At 58.8% G+C, this 16,882-nt stretch carries 15 protein-coding genes, 1 other RNA gene and 1 riboswitch; of the genes, 8 read left to right on the top strand and 8 right to left on the bottom strand.

What is annotated here, in order from left to right:
* The first annotated feature begins 48 nt into the window (after positions 1-48).
* Positions 49-534, top strand: a complete 486-nt coding sequence (locus ABFT80_RS03395; protein ID WP_347970438.1) for an SRPBCC domain-containing protein — start codon at positions 49-51, stop codon at positions 532-534.
* A complete protein-coding gene (locus tag ABFT80_RS03400) occupies positions 534-902 on the top strand; it encodes a VOC family protein (RefSeq protein WP_347970439.1) in 369 nt (122 codons plus the stop codon). Before ABFT80_RS03395 ends, ABFT80_RS03400 begins: the two co-directional genes overlap by 1 nt.
* Before the next feature lie 19 nt (positions 903-921).
* Here ABFT80_RS03400 and ABFT80_RS03405 read toward each other — a convergent pair whose 3' ends face one another.
* The 4 genes from ABFT80_RS03405 to ssrS all read right to left on the bottom strand — a co-directional run bounded on the left by ABFT80_RS03405 (position 922) and on the right by ssrS (position 3,466).
* Positions 922-1,683, bottom strand: coding sequence for a TerC family protein (locus ABFT80_RS03405; RefSeq protein ID WP_347970440.1), 762 nt, complete (start codon positions 1,681-1,683; stop codon positions 922-924).
* A gap of 110 nt (positions 1,684-1,793) precedes the next feature.
* Entirely contained in the window at positions 1,794-2,618 is an 825-nt protein-coding gene (locus tag ABFT80_RS03410; protein ID WP_347970441.1) for a TIGR00282 family metallophosphoesterase, read from the bottom strand.
* A 9-nt stretch (positions 2,619-2,627) separates the two neighbouring features.
* A complete protein-coding gene (locus ABFT80_RS03415; protein ID WP_347970442.1) occupies positions 2,628-3,209 on the bottom strand; it encodes a 5-formyltetrahydrofolate cyclo-ligase in 582 nt (193 codons plus the stop codon).
* Positions 3,210-3,310: 101 nt separating this feature from the next.
* A non-coding RNA gene (gene ssrS / locus ABFT80_RS03420) (6S RNA) lies at positions 3,311-3,466 on the bottom strand.
* A 168-nt stretch (positions 3,467-3,634) separates the two neighbouring features.
* Between ssrS and ABFT80_RS03425 the strand changes: the two genes are divergently transcribed.
* Positions 3,635-4,474, top strand: coding sequence for an AAA family ATPase (locus tag ABFT80_RS03425; RefSeq protein WP_347970443.1), 840 nt, complete (start codon positions 3,635-3,637; stop codon positions 4,472-4,474).
* 258 nt (positions 4,475-4,732) lie between these two features.
* Positions 4,733-5,179 (top strand): GNAT family N-acetyltransferase, encoded by a 447-nt coding sequence (locus ABFT80_RS03430; protein ID WP_347970444.1) that lies wholly within the window; start codon positions 4,733-4,735, stop codon positions 5,177-5,179.
* Here ABFT80_RS03430 and ABFT80_RS03435 read toward each other — a convergent pair.
* Positions 5,157-6,209, bottom strand: coding sequence for a glycoside hydrolase family 25 protein (locus tag ABFT80_RS03435; RefSeq protein ID WP_347970445.1), 1,053 nt, complete (start codon positions 6,207-6,209; stop codon positions 5,157-5,159). The genes ABFT80_RS03430 and ABFT80_RS03435 overlap by 23 nt on opposite strands.
* Before the next feature lie 181 nt (positions 6,210-6,390).
* Here ABFT80_RS03435 and ABFT80_RS03440 point away from each other — a divergent pair, with 181 nt between their 5' ends.
* Positions 6,391-7,581: a vWA domain-containing protein gene (locus tag ABFT80_RS03440; protein WP_347970446.1), complete on the top strand. Its 1,191-nt coding sequence runs from the start codon at positions 6,391-6,393 to the stop codon at positions 7,579-7,581.
* Between the two features lie 893 nt (positions 7,582-8,474).
* Complete coding sequence (msrB, locus tag ABFT80_RS03445; RefSeq protein WP_347970447.1) at positions 8,475-8,876, top strand: peptide-methionine (R)-S-oxide reductase MsrB; 402 nt, start codon at positions 8,475-8,477, stop codon at positions 8,874-8,876.
* Between the two features lie 405 nt (positions 8,877-9,281).
* On the opposite strand, the gene ABFT80_RS03450 is transcribed toward msrB, so the two are convergent.
* The 3 genes from ABFT80_RS03450 to ABFT80_RS03460 all read right to left on the bottom strand — a co-directional run bounded on the left by ABFT80_RS03450 (position 9,282) and on the right by ABFT80_RS03460 (position 13,239).
* Positions 9,282-11,087 carry a DEAD/DEAH box helicase gene (locus ABFT80_RS03450; protein ID WP_347970448.1) on the bottom strand — a complete coding sequence of 602 codons (1,806 nt, stop codon included), beginning with the start codon at positions 11,085-11,087 and terminating at the stop codon, positions 9,282-9,284.
* A gap of 243 nt (positions 11,088-11,330) precedes the next feature.
* On the bottom strand, positions 11,331-12,710 hold the full coding sequence (locus ABFT80_RS03455; RefSeq protein WP_347970449.1) for a PepSY-associated TM helix domain-containing protein: 1,380 nt from the start codon (positions 12,708-12,710) through the stop codon (positions 11,331-11,333).
* A 148-nt stretch (positions 12,711-12,858) separates the two neighbouring features.
* Positions 12,859-13,239: a hypothetical protein gene (locus tag ABFT80_RS03460; protein WP_347970450.1), complete on the bottom strand. Its 381-nt coding sequence runs from the start codon at positions 13,237-13,239 to the stop codon at positions 12,859-12,861.
* 156 nt (positions 13,240-13,395) lie between these two features.
* Positions 13,396-13,609, top strand: a riboswitch (cobalamin riboswitch).
* A 103-nt stretch (positions 13,610-13,712) separates the two neighbouring features.
* On the opposite strand from ABFT80_RS03460, the gene metE reads away from it, so the two are divergent.
* The gene (metE, locus tag ABFT80_RS03465) at positions 13,713-16,058 is read left to right on the top strand and encodes a 5-methyltetrahydropteroyltriglutamate--homocysteine S-methyltransferase (RefSeq protein WP_347970451.1); all 2,346 of its coding nucleotides are present in this window, start codon (positions 13,713-13,715) and stop codon (positions 16,056-16,058) included.
* Positions 16,055-16,849 (top strand): acyl-CoA thioesterase, encoded by a 795-nt coding sequence (locus tag ABFT80_RS03470; protein ID WP_347970452.1) that lies wholly within the window; start codon positions 16,055-16,057, stop codon positions 16,847-16,849. The genes metE and ABFT80_RS03470 overlap by 4 nt, the downstream gene beginning before the upstream one ends.
* Positions 16,850-16,882 lie beyond the last annotated feature (33 nt).

A 16,882-nucleotide genomic window follows, 5' to 3' on the forward strand; every position in this document is an offset into this window, starting at 1 on the left:
TATATTTTTATAACATAATGGTGGAATACACAATGAGGAGCTGTGGATATGTCTATCGGATTTCAGGTTTCCGGGCGCATCGGCAAGCCGGTCGCGGAGGTTTTCGACGCTGTGGTCAACCCAACCAAGCTGAGCGGCTATTTCACCACGCTCGGCGGCGCCAGCGCACCGCTGGTGAAGGGTACGACGGTGACATGGTGGAAAACCGTACCGGTGGAGGTGGATGAGGTGGTGCCGGAAAAGCGGATCGTGCTTCGCTGGGATGCTCAGGAAGATGAGGGAAAACCCGGCTACAAGACACGGATCGAAATGAAGTTCGAGCCGCTGGAGGATGGCGGAACATTCGTCACCATCGCGGAGGCCGGCTGGAAAGAAGACGCAAACGGCCGCAAGCAATCTTACAATAATTGCGAAGGCTGGGCGATGATGCTTTCAGCCATGAAGGCCTATGTCGAATATGGCATCAATCTGCGCGAGGGGTTCTATCCGAGCGAGATGAAAGGTTCGCTGCCGACCAGCGCGGAACGCAAGTGATGGAGGCCTCTTCAAAACTAAAGGGCGGCATCAATATCGCCATGAAAGTGCCGCCACATCAATATCAGGCGACAATCGCCTTTTACCGCGATGTCGTCGGCCTGAAGCCTTTCGAGGAAAAAGCGCCCTTCATCGGCTTCGAACTGGGACCGAACCGGTTGTGGATCGACGAAGCACCGGGCATGAGCCAGGCTGAAGTCTGGCTGGAACTTTTCAGCGAGAATTTCGACGGCGCGGCAAGCCATCTTGCCGAAGCGGGCGTCGTGCGTTGCGACGCGATCGAAGCGCTGCCGGAGGGCTTCAAGGGTGGCTGGATCGTCAATCCAGCCAACATCGTTCACATGGTGCGGGAGCCGGACGCCTGGTGAGGCGTCTACGGTTTATCGGTCAGAGCTCGCCCGATTTTCGGTTTTTTTTCCGCGCCATCATGTTGAGGCCTTCGACCAGAGCCGAGAAGCCCATAGCGGCGTAGATGTAGCCCTTCGGCACATGGTAGCCCATGCCGTCGGCGATCAGGGTCATGCCGATCATCAGCAGGAAGCCCAGAGCCAGCATGACGATGGTCGGGTTGTCTGCGATGAATTTCGCCAGCGGATCGGCAGCCAGCAGCATCACGGTGACGGCCGCAATGACGGCGATGTACATGATGACGATCTCGTCGGTCATGCCGACTGCGGTGATGATCGAATCGACCGAGAACACCAGATCGAGCAGCAGAATCTGGAAGATCGCTGCGCCCATCGTAAGCTGCACCGTCTTGCTGATAGCGTCTTCCTTGCTATCGATCGGATCGACCGTGTGGTGGATTTCCTTGGTCGCCTTCCAGACGAGGAAGAGACCGCCGGCGATCAGGATAATGTCGCGCCACGAGAAACCATGGTCGAACAGCGTGAAAATGGGCGTGGTGAGCTGGACGATGAAGGAAATAGTCGCCAGCAGAACAAGCCGCATGATGAGCGCGGCACTGATGCCGAGCTTTCTGGCCTTGGACTGATATTCCTTGGGCAGCTTGTTCGTCAGAATGGAAATGAAGATCAGATTGTCGATGCCGAGCACGATTTCCATGACGACAAGGGTGATTAAGGCCACCCAGGCCGTCGGCTCGTATACGAATGCGAAGTAAGGCGCTAGAAATTCGACTATAGGCATTCGTTCAGGCTCGCTCACGGGTCTGATTGCTGTGTCGCGCACAAATGGGAACGCCCAAAGCCTTGTACAATGGGTGCGCTCTCAATTTGTGGCTTTTTTTTGGAAAAATATTATTTCCAGAAGGAAGGAACTGTTTCCTCAAGCCGCGGGCCGATGCGCAAAGGCGCGAATTTTTCGGCAAGACCCGTCCTGTCGGAAATGTCGATACCTACGCCGCAGATGGTCGCGGGGCCGTTGGCGGCCTCGAAACGACCCTTTGGTACTTTCGACAGGAAACGGTTGAGCGGCTCTTCCTTCTCCATGCCGAGCGAGGAATCATAGTCGCCGCACATGCCAGCATCCGAAATATAGGCGGTGCCGCCGTTCAGGATCTGATGGTCGGCGGTGGGCTGATGTGTGTGCGTGCCGACGACGAGGCTGGCGCGCCCGTCAACGAAATGCGCGAAACACATCTTCTCGCTGGTCGCCTCGGCATGAAAGTCGATGACAACGGCGTCCGCCTGTTCCCCCAGCGGGCAGGCGGCGAGTTCGCGCTCTCCGGCCTGAAACGGATCGTCGAGTTCGGGATGCATGAAGACGCGGCCCATGATGTTGGACACCAATATGCGCGCGCCATTCTTGGCGATGTAGACGCCCGATCCACGCCCCGGCGTGCCTTTCGGGAAGTTTGCAGGCCGCAGGAAGCGGTCTTCGCGGGCAGCGAAGACAAGCGCCTCGCGCTGGTCCCAGACGTGATTGCCGGTGGTGACGACATCAGCGCCCGCATTCAGCGTCTGGCGGAAAATATCTTCGGTGATGCCGAAGCCGCCAGCCGCGTTCTCGCCATTGACGATGACGAAATCGAGCCGGAAATCCGAGATTAAACCGGGCAATTTATCCCATACCGCCGTGCGGCCGGATTTGCCCACCATGTCGCCTAGAAAAAGAAGCCTCATAAAATGCTCTTACAGGGCCGTACCGAAGCTGCGCAAGCCGCTTTCGGTCAGGATTTCAGGGATAATGACGTCGTGCCATTCATCCGGCACCACCGGGATCTCCTGACAATCGAAGGCAATGCCGATCAATCGCGGTGGCGTGCCGTTATCGGTGAGCCGCGCAATCGCCCGGTCGTAATAGCCGCCGCCATAACCGATGCGGTGGCCGCGCCGGTCGAAAGCGGCGAGCGGAACGAGCATGACGGTCGGGTCGAGAATGGCGGCGTCTTCGCCGGGACCGATCGTGCCGAAACCCATATCGACGAGCGGTGCGCCGCGAACCAGTTCACGAAAGACGATGGTTTCCTTGTCGATGATCGCGGGCAGGCAAAGCCGTGCGCCATTTTCGCCAAGGGCAGCCATGAGCGGCCGCAAATCGACCTCCGAGCGCATCGGCCAGAAGCCGGAAACCGTGACGCCGGGCTCGATCGCGAGTGTCTCGGCGCGGTCGGCCATGCCGAGCGAGGCTTCCATGCGCCATTGCACCGGCAGTGCGTCTCGCCGCGCCAGCGCTTCCGCTCGGTACTGCTTTTTCAGGATTTTCGGTTCCATGAATTCCGTCTTATGCGCAACGCGCGCCAAATGCCATATTCCTGCGATGTGTCATGGCACAGGTCGCGGAAGTGTTTTCATAGTGGCAATGCGCGGTGAAGTGACGATCCACACAACCGGTGGAGAGAGCGATCCCGGGAACCTACAAAGTAGGTGGGCGCCGTGTAAGAAAACCCACGGGTCTTCCCAGTGACAGCTCCCTAAGGATCGTTAAGGCCCCGGGGAAAATGTTCTCCTGCCGAGAGGCACAGACCGTCACCCACAGATATAGAGTGCGCAGTGCCTTCGCGCCAGAGAGATACGGTGTTTGGTTGGGCGATGCTGAAGATTTCTTGGAGCGGAGCCTCGAAGGACGCACAACAGACGGCCCTTGCCCCCTTTAAGCCCCGCACCTACTGTCGCTGCCGATGAAACCGGAGTTTGCAATGCGCTTTGAAGGAACGGCGGCCTATGTCGCCGACAAGGATCTGATGACGGCGGTGAATGCGGCGATTGCCTTGGAGCGGCCGCTGCTGGTGAAGGGGGAGCCGGGTACCGGCAAGACCGAACTGGCGCGGCAGGTGGCATCTGCGCTTGGTCTCGATCTGATCGAATGGCATGTGAAATCGACGACGCGCGCGCAGCAGGGGCTTTACGAATATGACGCCGTTTCGCGCCTGCGTGACAGCCAGCTTGGCGATGCGCGGTTCAACGACATCTCGAATTACATCAAGCGTGGCAAATTGTGGGAGGCGTTTGCGGCCGGCCGCAAGGTGGTTCTCCTGATCGACGAGATCGACAAGGCGGATATCGAATTCCCGAACGATCTTTTGCAGGAACTCGATCGCAATGAGTTCTTCGTCTACGAAACCGGCCAGACGATCCGCGCGGAAATTCGCCCGATCGTCATCATCACCTCGAACAATGAGAAGGAACTGCCGGACGCATTTCTGCGCCGCTGCTTCTTCCACTATATCCGCTTCCCCGATGTCGAAACCCTGACCAGGATCGTCGAGGTTCACTATCCGGGCATCAAGCAGAACCTCGTACGCGCGGCGCTGACGCAGTTTTACGAAATCCGCGACGTTGCGGGGTTGAAGAAGAAGCCGTCTACATCGGAGGCGTTGGACTGGATCAGGCTGCTGGTGGCGGACGATATCGATCCTGCCGATCTGCGTGCCGATCCGAAAAACGCACTGCCGAAACTGCACGGTGCTTTGTTGAAAAACGAGCAGGACGTGCATCTTTTCGAGCGGCTGGCGTTCATGGCGAGGCGGCAGGGGTAGCAGTTCCCCCTCTCCGTCTCGGCTTCGCCGAGCCACCTCTCCCCCATTTCATGGGGGCGAGGAACCCAAGTTCTGTAGGGTTGCGGCCTCGATGGGTTCCAAGTTCCTCGCCCCGCGTGCGGGGAGAGGTGGCTCGGCGAAGCCGAGACGGAGAGGGGCTATTAAGCGCGGACAACGTTTTTCCAGCTCTGGACCGTTGGTGGCAGCTTCATACTCGGGCAGGCTCGCTCTGAACAATGAAGATCGAAAGCGATAACCATGACCGACCTGATCATCCGCCCCCTCGAACAGTCCGATCACGCCGAATGGCGCAGGCTCTGGACCGCCTATCTCACCTTCTACGAGGCGAGCGTGAGCGAGGAGGTTTATGCCACGACCTGGAAGCGGTTGTTCACCGAAGGTGAGTTCGAGCCGAAGGGTTTCATCGCGTTGCTCGACGGCAAGGCGGTCGGTCTCGTCCATTACCTGTATCACCGCTCCTGCTGGTCGCTGGTGAACAATTGCTATCTGCAGGATCTGTTTGCCGACCGTGAAATTCGCGGCAAGGGCGTGGGTGCGGCACTCATCGAAGCGGTGAGGCAAGAGGCGGGCAAGATCGGCGTGACGAATGTCTACTGGATGACGCACGAGACGAACGATGTTGCCCGCAAGCTCTATGACCGCGTTGCGCGGCGTACCGGCTTTATTGAGTACGACCTGCTGTAGCGACGACGGAGCTGCCGCGATACGTCTTGGCATCCAGCCAGCGGTGCCATTCGTTCTCGTTGCCGTGGAAGACGTTCAGGTCGATCTTGCCCGACACGCCATGTGACAGGCCTGTGCCGGAATATTGCCAGAACACCCATTCCCTGCCGGGATAAACCTTGGACGGGTGTTCGGCCACGGCGCGCAGCCAGAACGGATAGTCGAGGAACGCGCCCCGCAGATTGTCGCGGTAGAAGTCGGGTGCGGTGTAGATGACAGGACGCTGGCCGTAATGACGCTCCAGCTTGTCCATGAAGACCTGCATCTTTTCGCGTATCTTGGCGGGCGACAGGCGGCGCTGGCACTTCGACTCGCCATTATATTCGACGTCGATGACCGGCGGCAGGGCGCCTTCGACCCTGGGCACGTTGCGAATGAACCAGTCGGCCTGCTCTCCGGCGGTGCGGCACCAGTAGAAGAAGTGATAGGCGCCGCGTTTCAGACCGGCCTCGTGCGCGTCGCGCCAGTTCTTTCTGAACATCGGGTCGAGATGGTCGCCGCCATCGGTGGCCTTGATGTAGACGAAATTCGCGCCCTGCGCGCGCAGTTTGGTCCAGTCGATGTTGGCCTGCCAACGCGAGACATCCACGCCATGAACCGCATGATTGCGGGGCGACCTCGCCTTGCCGAAATTGATCGGCTTCGCATCGCGGAAATTATGGGCGTAAACCCTGCTGCGGGTACGTGCGGGGTTGGACGGCACGACCAGCGCGGCCTGCTGCAGTTCGGGCGCCGGCATGGCAAGCGTGCGGGATTCTTTTGCAAGTGCCATTGCTGCGGGCGGCTGCGGGGCAGGGGCTGCCAAGGCATGCGCGGGCAAGGATGCAGTCTGCGCGATAATGTCGCCGACGCTTGCAGGCGGAACGGGCCGCGCCACGGAACTCGTCATCTCTTGCGACGGAGACAGAACTTCGCTGACGCCGGTGCTGGACGTGCAGCCGGTCAAAGCCACGCAGGCAAGCAATATCGCTGAAAAACCCGACAAACGCATAGGCAACCCGCACACAAAAAACAAAAGTGCCGACCAGAAAAACACCGTCGGACCCCACCGCTTTTAATTGCTAACGATAAATTACCAAGAAAAGCTGAATCCTCCTGTTTACCTTACCGGTCGAAATTGCAGCCGCCCCGCGGGCTTGCCTGTCGGGCCGAGGCGAAGCAAAGTGTGCGCCATGTTCATTCCGTTTTTCCTCGAGCTCAAAGCCGCAAAAATTCCCGTCTCGTTGCGGGAATATCTTTCGTTGCTCGAAGGGCTGGAAGCGGGGCTGGTCGATTATGACGTTGAGGGTTTTTATTACCTCGCCCGCGCGGCTTTGGTGAAGGACGAGCGGCATATCGATCGCTTCGATCAGGTGTTTTCGCATGCCTTCAAGGGCGTGGAGGCGGTATCGGGCGAGGGCGGCATCGATGTCGCGAACCTGCCTGAAGAATGGCTGCGGCGGCTGGCCGAAAAGCATTTGAGCGACGAGGAGAAAAAGCTGGTCGAGGCGCTTGGCGGCTTCGAAAAGCTCATGGAGACGCTGAAACAGCGGATGGAAGAGCAGAAGGGGCGTCATCAGGGCGGCTCGAAATGGATCGGCACGGCAGGCACTTCGCCCTTCGGCGCCTATGGCTACAATCCCGAAGGCGTGCGGATCGGGCAGGAGACCAGTCGCCATCGCCGCGCGGTGAAAGTGTGGGACAAGCGGGAGTTCCGCAATTTCGACGATTCCGTCGAGCTTGGTACGCGCAACATCAAGGTCGCGCTAAAGCGCCTGCGCCGCTGGGTGCGCGAGGGCGCAGAAGACGAACTCGACCTGCCGGGTACCATTCACGCCACCGCCGAACATGGCTATCTCGACGTGAAGACGCGGCCGGAACGGCGCAATGCGGTGAAGCTTCTGATGTTCTTCGATGTCGGTGGCTCGATGGATGATCACATCAAGGTGGTCGAAGAATTGTTCTCGGCAGCGCGAACGGAGTTCCGGCAGCTTGAATATTTCTACTTCCACAATTGCCTTTACGAAGGCGTCTGGAAGGACAATCGCCGCCGCCACTCGGAGGTTATCCCGACGCTCGACGTGCTTCACAAATACGGGCAGGACTACAAGGTCATCTTCGTCGGCGACGCTTCGATGAGCCCCTACGAGATCATCCATGCGGGAGGGTCGGTCGAGCACTGGAACCCGGAGCCGGGGGCTTTGTGGTTGCAGCGTGCACTTGCGCAATGGCCGAATGCGGCATGGATCAATCCGGTGATCCAGAAGCACTGGGGCTACACGCATTCGATTGCGCTGATCGAAAAGATATTTGCGGAGCGCATGTTTCCATTGACGCTGGCGGGGCTTGAGGCGGCGACGAAGGAACTTTCGAGGAAGCATTGAGATGGTGCGTCCTTCGAGGCTCGTTTCACTCGCACCTCAGGATGAGGGAGGTAGTGATTTTCAGGAGTTAAACTTCTGAGATTTCGCTTCAAAACAACCCACTTCCCTCATCCTGAGGTGCGAGCGTAAGCGAGCCTCGAAGGACGCACCAAAGCGCTAACGCTTCTCATGCTGAGCTTGTCGAAGCACGCAGGACACATTTCACCATCGCCACGCCCGCTTTCGCGTCTGGCCATTGTCAAAGAACCGGGAAGCGGGGCGCTTGGCCGTGCCTTCCTAGTGTAAGTAATTATGTGGCGCGACGTCCGCACCCCGCCGGTGTCTGCTACCCAGTCGGTCGGGCACAATGTTTCCTGCATTCAATAGTGCAGGCAAACATCGCGGTTTCTCCGCACGCTTTGGGATGTTTCATCGGCAGGGTTTGTCACTTCCTGCCATGAACGCATCTTCGACGCGCCGACCTGTCGGATGCCCTCGGAACTCACGACTACCGCAGCCGCAAGTGGGAGGTCACCGCTGTCTGAACCGATACCCGGTGCGCACCGGCTTCCCGCTCAGACAGTGGGGGAATGATAGGAGCGTGGAAAAGGGGGTGAATAAAAAACATGAAATTGGTGGTTTTTATTCACGCGGCAAGCGGCATTGCCGTGCGTGCTTCAACAGGCTCAGCATGAGGGAGGTGGGCTCAGGATAAGGGAGGTTGGGGCATGACATTTATGATGGCGTCATCCAGGATAGCCATTTTCCGCTTCGCTCCAAACGGCTTCCGGGATGACGCGGTCTTAATGTCGTTGCAAAGGTGCGAACGCGGTGAGCCTCGAAGGACGCACTTGGTTGGAGTGGCTTTCGGCCTTACATTAGGATGAAACAAGATTTGGACTGGAGACGGCCTCATGGACACCCACACTTTTCCCGTTACCCGTACCGATGCCGAGTGGCGCGAGCGTCTGTCGGCGGAGCAATATGCGGTCATGCGCGGGCATGGCACGGAGCGTCCGGGTAGCTGTGCGCTGCTTTACGAAAAGCGCCCGGGCACGTTTACGTGTGCTGGCTGCGACCAGCCATTGTTCGAATCGACGCTGAAATTCGAAAGCGGCACCGGTTGGCCGAGCTTTAACGATCCGGTGGAAGGCTCAGTCGAAACGACCGTCGACCGTAGCTACGGAATGGTGCGCACGGAATGTCATTGCGCGACCTGCGGGAGCCATTTGGGACACGTCTTCGAAGACGGCCCGCCGCCGACGGGCCTGCGCTATTGCATCAATGGCGTGGCGTTGAATTTCGAGCCTGCTTGAGGAGAGCGGTTCAGTTTTATATAGAACCGCTGGCGGGACAGCGCCCCCTCTGTCCTGCCGGACATCTCCCCCACAAGTGGGGAGATTACCTTGCCATTTAAAGCGCGGCACCAATTGCTGACGTTGCAGAATGAAGAGACAGAGCGTTGTGTCAGCCAATCTCCCCACCTGTGGGGGTGAGGAATGGTCCGCGGAGCGGACGAAAAGCCAACGATTTGGCTTTTCGAATGACGAACGCCCGGAGCCATAGCGAAGGGCAGGGTCCAAAAGGACAGAGGGGCGCGCCTCGTGATTCCATCTAAGTAGGAACCGCCCTGGGCAGGGTCATCCCTGAATAATGTGACGCGAAGCGGAGCATAGCCCGCTTCGCTACGCTTCAGCAGGCTTCCGGAATGACGCTGATGTTCAATCGGCCTTGCGCTTGGGCTTTTTGGGCTTCGCACCATCCGGTTTTGCGAATTTCGGCTTGCCGGGCTTTTTTGCCCAAGGCTTGGAATCCGGCCGATCGGAGCCGCGGTGTTCAGCGGCTGCGGGCTTCTTTGCGAAATCTTCTCTAGGGGCGCGGCTTTCGAATTTCTTGGCCGGGTATGGAGCTTTCTGGCTGAGATCGGGCATGCCTTCCAGACGCGTTACGCGAATCTGGTTTTCGAGCATTTTCTTAGGGCCGATGGCAGCCATGAACTGATCGGCGGTGCCTGCAGCGATTTCAACGAATGTCGCTTCCTGCTGCATCTTGATCGCGCCGATTTCGCGCTTGGTGATCTGGCCGGCGCGGCAAAGCATAGGCAGCAGCCAACGCGGCTCGGCGTTCTGTTTGCGCCCGACCGAGAGAGAGAACCAGACGCTGTCGCCGAACTCGTCGCGCGGATGGTTCTTGCGCGGCTCAGGTGCCGAAGCTGCGACTTCGATGAGGTCTTCCGGCGCTGACCGACCGGCGCGTGCCTGGCGCACGAAGGCGGCGGCGATCTGTTCCGGGCCATGCTGCGACAGCAATTCCTGAACGAATGCGCGCTCATCGTCACTCAACGGTTCGGTCAACGATGTGTCGGCCAGAATGCGTTCGTCGTCGCGGCGCGTTACTTCGTCGGCGGAAGGCGGGCGCGCCCAGGTAGCATCGATTCGCGCGCTTTGCAGCAGGCGCTCCGTGCGCCGGCGTCCGCTGTGCGGGACGACCAGAACGCTGACGCCCTTGCGGCCCGCACGGCCCGTACGTCCGCTTCTGTGAAGCAGGGTTTCCGGGTTGGTCGGCAGATCGGCATGGATGACGAGTTCGAGATTGGGCAGATCGATGCCGCGTGCAGCGACGTCGGTGGCGATACAGACGCGGGCGCGCCCGTCGCGCATCGACTGAAGCGCGTGGCTGCGCTCGTTCTGGCTCAGCTCGCCGGAAAGGGCGACGACGGTGAAGCCGCGATTGTTGAAGCGCGCGGTCATGTGGTTGACGGCAGCACGCGTGTTGCAGAACACGATGGCGTTCTTGGCTTCATAGAAGCGAAGGACGTTGATGATGGCGTTTTCGCGATCGCTGCCGGCAACGGTCAAGGCGCGATATTCGATATCGACATGCTGCTTCTGTTCGGCAGAGGTGCTGATGCGCACGGCGTCGCGCTGGTAGTTTTTCGCGAGATTGGCGATGGTGCGCGGCACTGTCGCAGAAAACATCAGCGTGCGGCGCTCTGCCGGTGCTGCGTCCAGAATGAATTCGAGATCTTCGCGGAAGCCGAGGTCGAGCATTTCGTCGGCCTCGTCGAGCACGACGGCGCGCAGCGACGACATATCGAGCGCATGGCGGGTGATGTGGTCGCGAAGACGGCCGGGCGTGCCGACGACGATCTGCGCGCCGCGCTCGAGCGTGCGGCGCTCGCTGCGCATATCCATGCCGCCGACGCAGGATGCGATGATCGCGCCGGTCGGTTCAAAAAGCCATTCCAGCTCGCGCTTCACCTGCAAGGCCAGTTCGCGCGTGGGTGCTACGGCCAGCGCCAGCGGCGCACCGGCTTGCTTGAAGCGGGCTTCGGAGCCGAGCAAGGTGGGCGCCAATGCGATGCCGAAGGCAACTGTTTTGCCGGAGCCTGTCTGTGCAGACACCAGGAGGTCCGAATCCCGCGTTTCGGGATCGAGCATGGCCTTTTGGACCGGCGTCAGGTCTGAATAGCCGCGCTTGTTCAACGCCTCGCGCAGGGCCGGGTGGATGGCTTCTAACTCTGTCATCGTGATCTTTCGAAACTGTGTTCGTGCAGCCGTCCGGGCCGTACATCATGCAGGCGCATGTCGCGCCAAAGCGCCGACGGGCCATTCCATTTGGGCCTGTCGTACGTTGCTCCGACGCATTTGTATAGTGAGTGTATGCCGCAGCCTTAGCTTTAGCGCACCTGAAAACGCATAGATAGCGGCTTTTGGCGTCAAATAATCGACCGGCCCTGCCGTCTGGGTGCCGAGGGCCGGTCCTGATGTTCAGTGAGCGAATGCCTTGCGGCGCTGCCAATGCGTGAACAGCCAGTCGAGTGTGAGCATCACGATCAATGATACGCCGACCAGCGGAAACAGGATGCCGCCGACGATGAGAATGGCGATCAGGCCTCTGAATACGCGTTTGTCCGAGGGAAGCGGAGGCACGCCCAGCGAACCTGCAGGCCGTCTTTTCCACCACATCATGCCCGCCGATACCGCAAGGAGAACGATGGCCATGCACACGACAAGCAGGAATAGCTGATTTGCCAGCCCGAACTGCTGTCCGAGATGAACGTTGATGCCGAATTCCAGCCATTTGCCGAGCGGGCCATAATCCGCGTAGGACATATCGATCAGCGGCTTGCCGCTATATTGGTCGAGATGGACCACACGCTGCTGCGACAAATCATCTGGATAGACGGAGCCGGTGAATACGCCGTTCGGTGTGGCGGGGATGTTGACGGCATAGCCTCTGTGCAGGCCCATATTGTCGAATGTAGCGACCGCCGCATCGAGACCGATCGGCTCGCTTCCGGCATGGGCGTGGTGCGATTCTGGAACCTGCGCCTGCTCGAGCGACCAGCTTGTCGGGGCGATATGGTTCAGATGCTCATCCGACATCGGAACGGCGACACGCACGCCTGCCGGGTATCCGAAATTGTTGCCGTTTGCCCATTCATTGACCTTCCCGCCCCATATGTTGGACCAGGGCATACCGGTGATGGCGAGGAAAACGATGAAGAAGCCGACGAAGGCACCCGTCACGGCATGGGTGTCTCTCCAGAAGACGCGGCGTTTCGGAGTGCCGCGCACTGAAACGACACCGCCGGTCTGGCGGCGCGGCCACCAGAGATAAATGCCGGTTCCAACGAGTAGGATCGACCATCCGGCGGCTATCTCGATGAAGCTGCGCGCGACCGTTCCGAAATACTTCAGGCTGTGCAGATAGCGGACAGTCCACATCACCGTTCCGCGATCGCTCAGGGAACCGAGCACTTCGCCGGAATAAGGATCGAGATAGACGGCGAGGCGTTCGCCGGCTTCGGTTCTGACCGTAACTTCCGTGGACACATTGGGCGTGGCCGGGTCGGTGTATTTGACCGCCGTTCCTGGATATTGCGCAAGGGCGGCTGCGACCAGTGCGGAGGGCTGCTGTTTTCCTATTCCTTCCTGAACCTCGACCGTCTTCAAATCTGCGTGGATCAGCGCGTCGATCTCGTTGTGAAAGAGATAAAGCGCCCCGGTGACTGCGAGGATGATGAGGAATGGAAGCACCAGAAGACCGGCATAAAAATGCCATCGCCAGACGGCGCGGTAAATGTCGGACGAAGCTGTCTGCGTGCGTGACAGATCGCCCGGCTGTTCGTGGACGGTAGCTGACATTGTGGTTTCTCCGGCAGGTTTTTCGAACCTGCGAAATGCAATTGATTTTCGTGAACAGCGCCTGATGCGAATTGCAATGTGGCCGCGACTTGCGTGCGGACACGATGAGTTCAGCAGATAGCGGAAGGCGCGATAAGCGGAATGCCGGTCAGGCTGTCAGCGGCGGAGCCCGCGGATTGCCCGGCTTGTGTTCGACGGCCGGGAGATGATCGACGGGCTGACGGTTGGCGGCTGCTTCCGTGACAATGGGAGCATGGAACGTCTGCACCGTTTCATCGGGCGGCGTGCCGAGCGCCTGCGTGAACATGCTGCATCCGATGACGCAGCAATTCGGCATCTTCGCCTGATCGCCCGCATCAGTGCCGGATTGATCGACGCTGGTGATGCATAGCGGATTGCCGAATGCATCGAGCATTGCGCGTTCGGACTGAGCGCCGAGCGCGAGAGCACCTGTCACCGATTGAAGGACGAGCAGATAGGCTGCGGCAAGCGCCACCCAAAAGCTCAATCGCTTCTTTCGAAAATTCACGAATATAATTCCCCTCGGAAAATGCTCATTATCAGCTTCCGAGCCGAACGAAAATCAGGAAATCGAACCCTGCGACATTCCGGGTATGGCTGCGAGATGAATGAAATAAAGATATAACGATTTCCTTATGTGACTTGACTGCTCCGCATGCAAAGGGCATGTTGCTTGCATCGTGGTTCTCTGGAATTCGCATCCGGAGCTAAGAGGGAATACGGTTCGACGCCTTTTGGTGTTTATGCCGAAGCTGCCCCCGCAACTGTATGTGGTGAGTTTCTGTTCAATCAGGCCACTGGAACGCGAATGTTCCGGGAAGGCAGAACGGAGACGGTGACCCGCAAGCCAGGAGACCTGCCGCGATAGATAACGTCCACGGGCGGGGTGTCCCGGTGTGCCGCTTTCGCGAAACGGTGCCTTCCGTTCGTATCGCGATCGTGACCGCCAGTGCCTTGCCCATATCAATCGGGGTAAGGAAAATGACCATCACCACCGCAAATCTCGGATTTCCGCGCATAGGCGCGCGGCGTGAACTCAAATTCGCGCTCGAAAGCTATTGGGCCGGAAAATCCGATGAGGCTGCATTGCAGGCAGTTGCAAAGGCACTGCGCGCGAAAAACTGGAAAACACAGCAGGAGAAGGGAATAGAAGTCATCCCTTCCAATGATTTCTCTCTCTATGACCATGTGCTGGACACTGCGGTCATGGTTGGGGCCATTCCGTCCGCCTATGGCTGGAAAAATGGGCCGGTCGACCTGGACACCTATTTCGCGATGGCGCGCGGAAGCGAGGGTAGAGGTCATGCCGCTTGCGGTCATGCCGAACATGGTCGAGGCGCACCGGCTCTCGAAATGACCAAATGGTTCGATACGAATTATCATTACATGGTTCCGGAATTGCATGCCGGTCAGACCTTCGAGCTGACCGCCAATCGGCCGCTGGAGGCGTTTCTGGAGGCGAAAGCGTTGGGCATCGTCACCCGTCCGGTGATCCTTGGACCCGTGACGTTTCTCAAACTCGGCAAGGCGACGACGGAAGATTTCGAACCGCTGTCGCTGCTGGACCGGCTGCTGCCCGTCTATGCGCGAATCCTTGCCGAACTGCGTGCCGCCGGGGTCGAATGGGTGCAGATCGATGAACCCTGTCTCGTCCTCGATCTCGATGATGCAGAACGCAAAGCGCTGGTTCATGCCTATACGGCGCTGGGCGCTCTTGTCCCCGATCTGAAAATCATGCTCGCAACCTATTTCGGAGACATAGGCGACAATCTGGCGACCGCCTTGAAGCTTCCGGTTGCGGGTCTGCATGTCGATCTCGTGCGGGCACCGCAGCAGGTGGACGTACTTATAGAGCAAGCACCGGTAGACCTTGTCCTCTCGCTGGGCATTATTGATGGACGCAATATCTGGCGTTCCGATCTCGCCGGACTGTACAAATCTGTAAAGCGTGTCGTTGAGGCCTGCGGATCAGACAAGGTGCAGATCGCGCCGTCCTGCTCGCTGCTGCATGTGCCGATCGATCTTGAACTCGAAACGGCGCTGGACGAGGAACTCGTCACCTGGCTGGCTTTTGCGGTGCAGAAGCTCGACGAAATCGGTTCGATCGCCAAAGCGTTCGACGCGGGTGAGCCGGGTCGGCTTTTTTCCAAATCCGATGCGGCGGCAAATGCGCGCCTGACTTCCGTCAGGGTGCACGATCCTCTGGTGACGGGTCGTCTCGCGCAGATCGATGGCTCCGCCACACAACGGAAAACCGCATTTCATCGACGCAAGATCGTCCAGCATAACAAGCTCAGGCTGCCGGTTTTCCCCACTACGACAATAGGCTCGTTTCCGCAGACCCCAGAGGTTCGCAAGGCCCGGTCGCAGCACGCCAAGGGAGAACTGAGCTATCTCGATTACATCGCCTTTGTTGAAAGCGAGACTGAGAGAGCGATACGCTGGCAGGAGGAAATCGGGCTCGATGTGCTGGTGCACGGCGAATTCGAGCGCAACGACATGGTGCAGTATTTCGGCGAACAGCTTTCCGGCTTCGCCTTTACCCGGCACGCATGGGTGCAGAGCTACGGCTCGCGATGTGTTCGTCCGCCGATCATCTACGGCGATGTATCTCGCCCGAATCCGATGACGGTTTCCTGGTGGAAATATGCCCAGTCGCTAACCTCGAAAGTGGTCAAGGGCATGCTCACCGGGCCGGTGACGATCCTCAACTGGTCTTTTGTCCGCAACGATCTGCCGCCAGAGACGGTGTGCAGCCAGATCGCGCTTGCCATTCGAGACGAGGTTCACGACCTCGAAGAGGCGGGTGCTGCGATGATCCAGATCGATGAGGCGGCCCTGCGTGAAGGCTTGCCGCTGCGCAAAGCGGAATGGCAGGCCTATCTCGACTGGGCGGTGGGAAGCTTCCGGCTTTGCTCTTCGGGCGTGTCGGATGAAACCCAGATACACACCCATATGTGCTATTCGGAATTCAACGACATCATGCCTGCGATCGCCGCGATGGATGCCGATGTCATCTCGATCGAGACATCGCGTTCAAAGATGGAATTGTTGTCGGCCTTTGCGAGCACGGCATATCCCAACGAGATCGGACCGGGCGTCTACGACATCCATTCGCCGCGGGTGCCTGAAGTTGCCGAAATCGTCGATCTGCTCGAAAAGGCAACGGAAAGCCTGCAGCCCCAGCAGCTCTGGGTAAATCCCGATTGCGGTCTGAAGACACGCAAATGGGACGAGGTAAAACCGGCATTGGTCAATATGGTCGCCGCCGCAAGGCAACTTCGCGACCGCGCCGGAGCCGAGAGCAAGGTTCTCCAGAGCGCATGACAAAATCGGAAATCATTGAAGAAGCGCCGGGAGAAATCCCGGCGTTGAGCCGTTTGATCGACATTGTCTTGCCCAGTGACACGAACCATCACGGTACGCTGTTTGGCGGTGCCAGTTTTGCGCTGATGGACCGCATAGCCTTCATCGCGGCAACGCGTCACGGCAGGGTGCCATTCGTAACGGCGTCCTGCGACCGCGTCGATTTCCGCACGCCGGCACATGTCGGGGACCTTGTAGAACTGACCGCCCGCCCGACGCGGGTGGGGCGAAAATCGATGGTCATCGAAGTCGATATGGTCGCGGAAAATCTGGTCGGAGGCGAACGGCATCTTTGCACGCGCGGCTGCTTCACCATGGTCGCAGTGCCTGAAGACAAGACTGCCGGATGGCAGTTGCCGCCGATCCAAATGCCGGATGACTCCGTCGATGACGATACTTTGAGGATGACGGATATTGTCTTTGCCGATCAAGCCAACAGTTTTGGCAAAATGTTCGGCGGCGAAGCGCTTGCCCAAATGACCAAAGCTGCCTTCGTCGCGGCCAGCCGTTACAGCAGGCAGATGACGGTTCTGGCATCGTCCGAAAAGATCGATTTCAAATCACCGATCCCGGTCGGCGCGATTATCGATGTCTTCGCCAGGATCGTTTCCGTCGGGCGGACATCCATGCGGATAGAAACGGAACTATGGTCGGAAATCCTTAACACCGGGGAGCCCCGCCTGACGGCAGTGGGGATTTTTATCATGGTCGCTGTTGATAAAAATCACCGTCCCTTGCAATTGCCGGCATAAGACGAGTATAGCCCCATCATAGGCGTTGACGAG

Source organism: Foliimonas ilicis (assembly GCF_039939195.1).
GTDB lineage: Bacteria > Pseudomonadota > Alphaproteobacteria > Rhizobiales > Rhizobiaceae > Foliimonas > Foliimonas ilicis.

Excerpts from the sequence above, each read along its gene's own strand:
- metE (WP_347970451.1), top strand. The coding sequence starts at position 13,713 with ATGACCATCACCACCGCAAATCTCGGATTTCCGCGCATAGGCGCGCGG.
- ABFT80_RS03455 (WP_347970449.1), bottom strand. The coding sequence starts at position 12,710 with ATGTCAGCTACCGTCCACGAACAGCCGGGCGATCTGTCACGCACGCAG.
- ABFT80_RS03435 (WP_347970445.1), bottom strand. The coding sequence starts at position 6,209 with ATGCGTTTGTCGGGTTTTTCAGCGATATTGCTTGCCTGCGTGGCTTTG.
- ABFT80_RS03430 (WP_347970444.1), top strand. The coding sequence starts at position 4,733 with ATGACCGACCTGATCATCCGCCCCCTCGAACAGTCCGATCACGCCGAA.
- ABFT80_RS03450 (WP_347970448.1), bottom strand. The coding sequence starts at position 11,087 with ATGACAGAGTTAGAAGCCATCCACCCGGCCCTGCGCGAGGCGTTGAAC.
- ABFT80_RS03425 (WP_347970443.1), top strand. The coding sequence starts at position 3,635 with ATGCGCTTTGAAGGAACGGCGGCCTATGTCGCCGACAAGGATCTGATG.
- ABFT80_RS03405 (WP_347970440.1), bottom strand. The coding sequence starts at position 1,683 with ATGCCTATAGTCGAATTTCTAGCGCCTTACTTCGCATTCGTATACGAG.
- ABFT80_RS03440 (WP_347970446.1), top strand. The coding sequence starts at position 6,391 with ATGTTCATTCCGTTTTTCCTCGAGCTCAAAGCCGCAAAAATTCCCGTC.
- ABFT80_RS03470 (WP_347970452.1), top strand. The coding sequence starts at position 16,055 with ATGACAAAATCGGAAATCATTGAAGAAGCGCCGGGAGAAATCCCGGCG.
- ABFT80_RS03410 (WP_347970441.1), bottom strand. The coding sequence starts at position 2,618 with ATGAGGCTTCTTTTTCTAGGCGACATGGTGGGCAAATCCGGCCGCACG.
- ABFT80_RS03415 (WP_347970442.1), bottom strand. The coding sequence starts at position 3,209 with ATGGAACCGAAAATCCTGAAAAAGCAGTACCGAGCGGAAGCGCTGGCG.
- ABFT80_RS03400 (WP_347970439.1), top strand. The coding sequence starts at position 534 with ATGGAGGCCTCTTCAAAACTAAAGGGCGGCATCAATATCGCCATGAAA.
- ABFT80_RS03395 (WP_347970438.1), top strand. The coding sequence starts at position 49 with ATGTCTATCGGATTTCAGGTTTCCGGGCGCATCGGCAAGCCGGTCGCG.
- msrB (WP_347970447.1), top strand. The coding sequence starts at position 8,475 with ATGGACACCCACACTTTTCCCGTTACCCGTACCGATGCCGAGTGGCGC.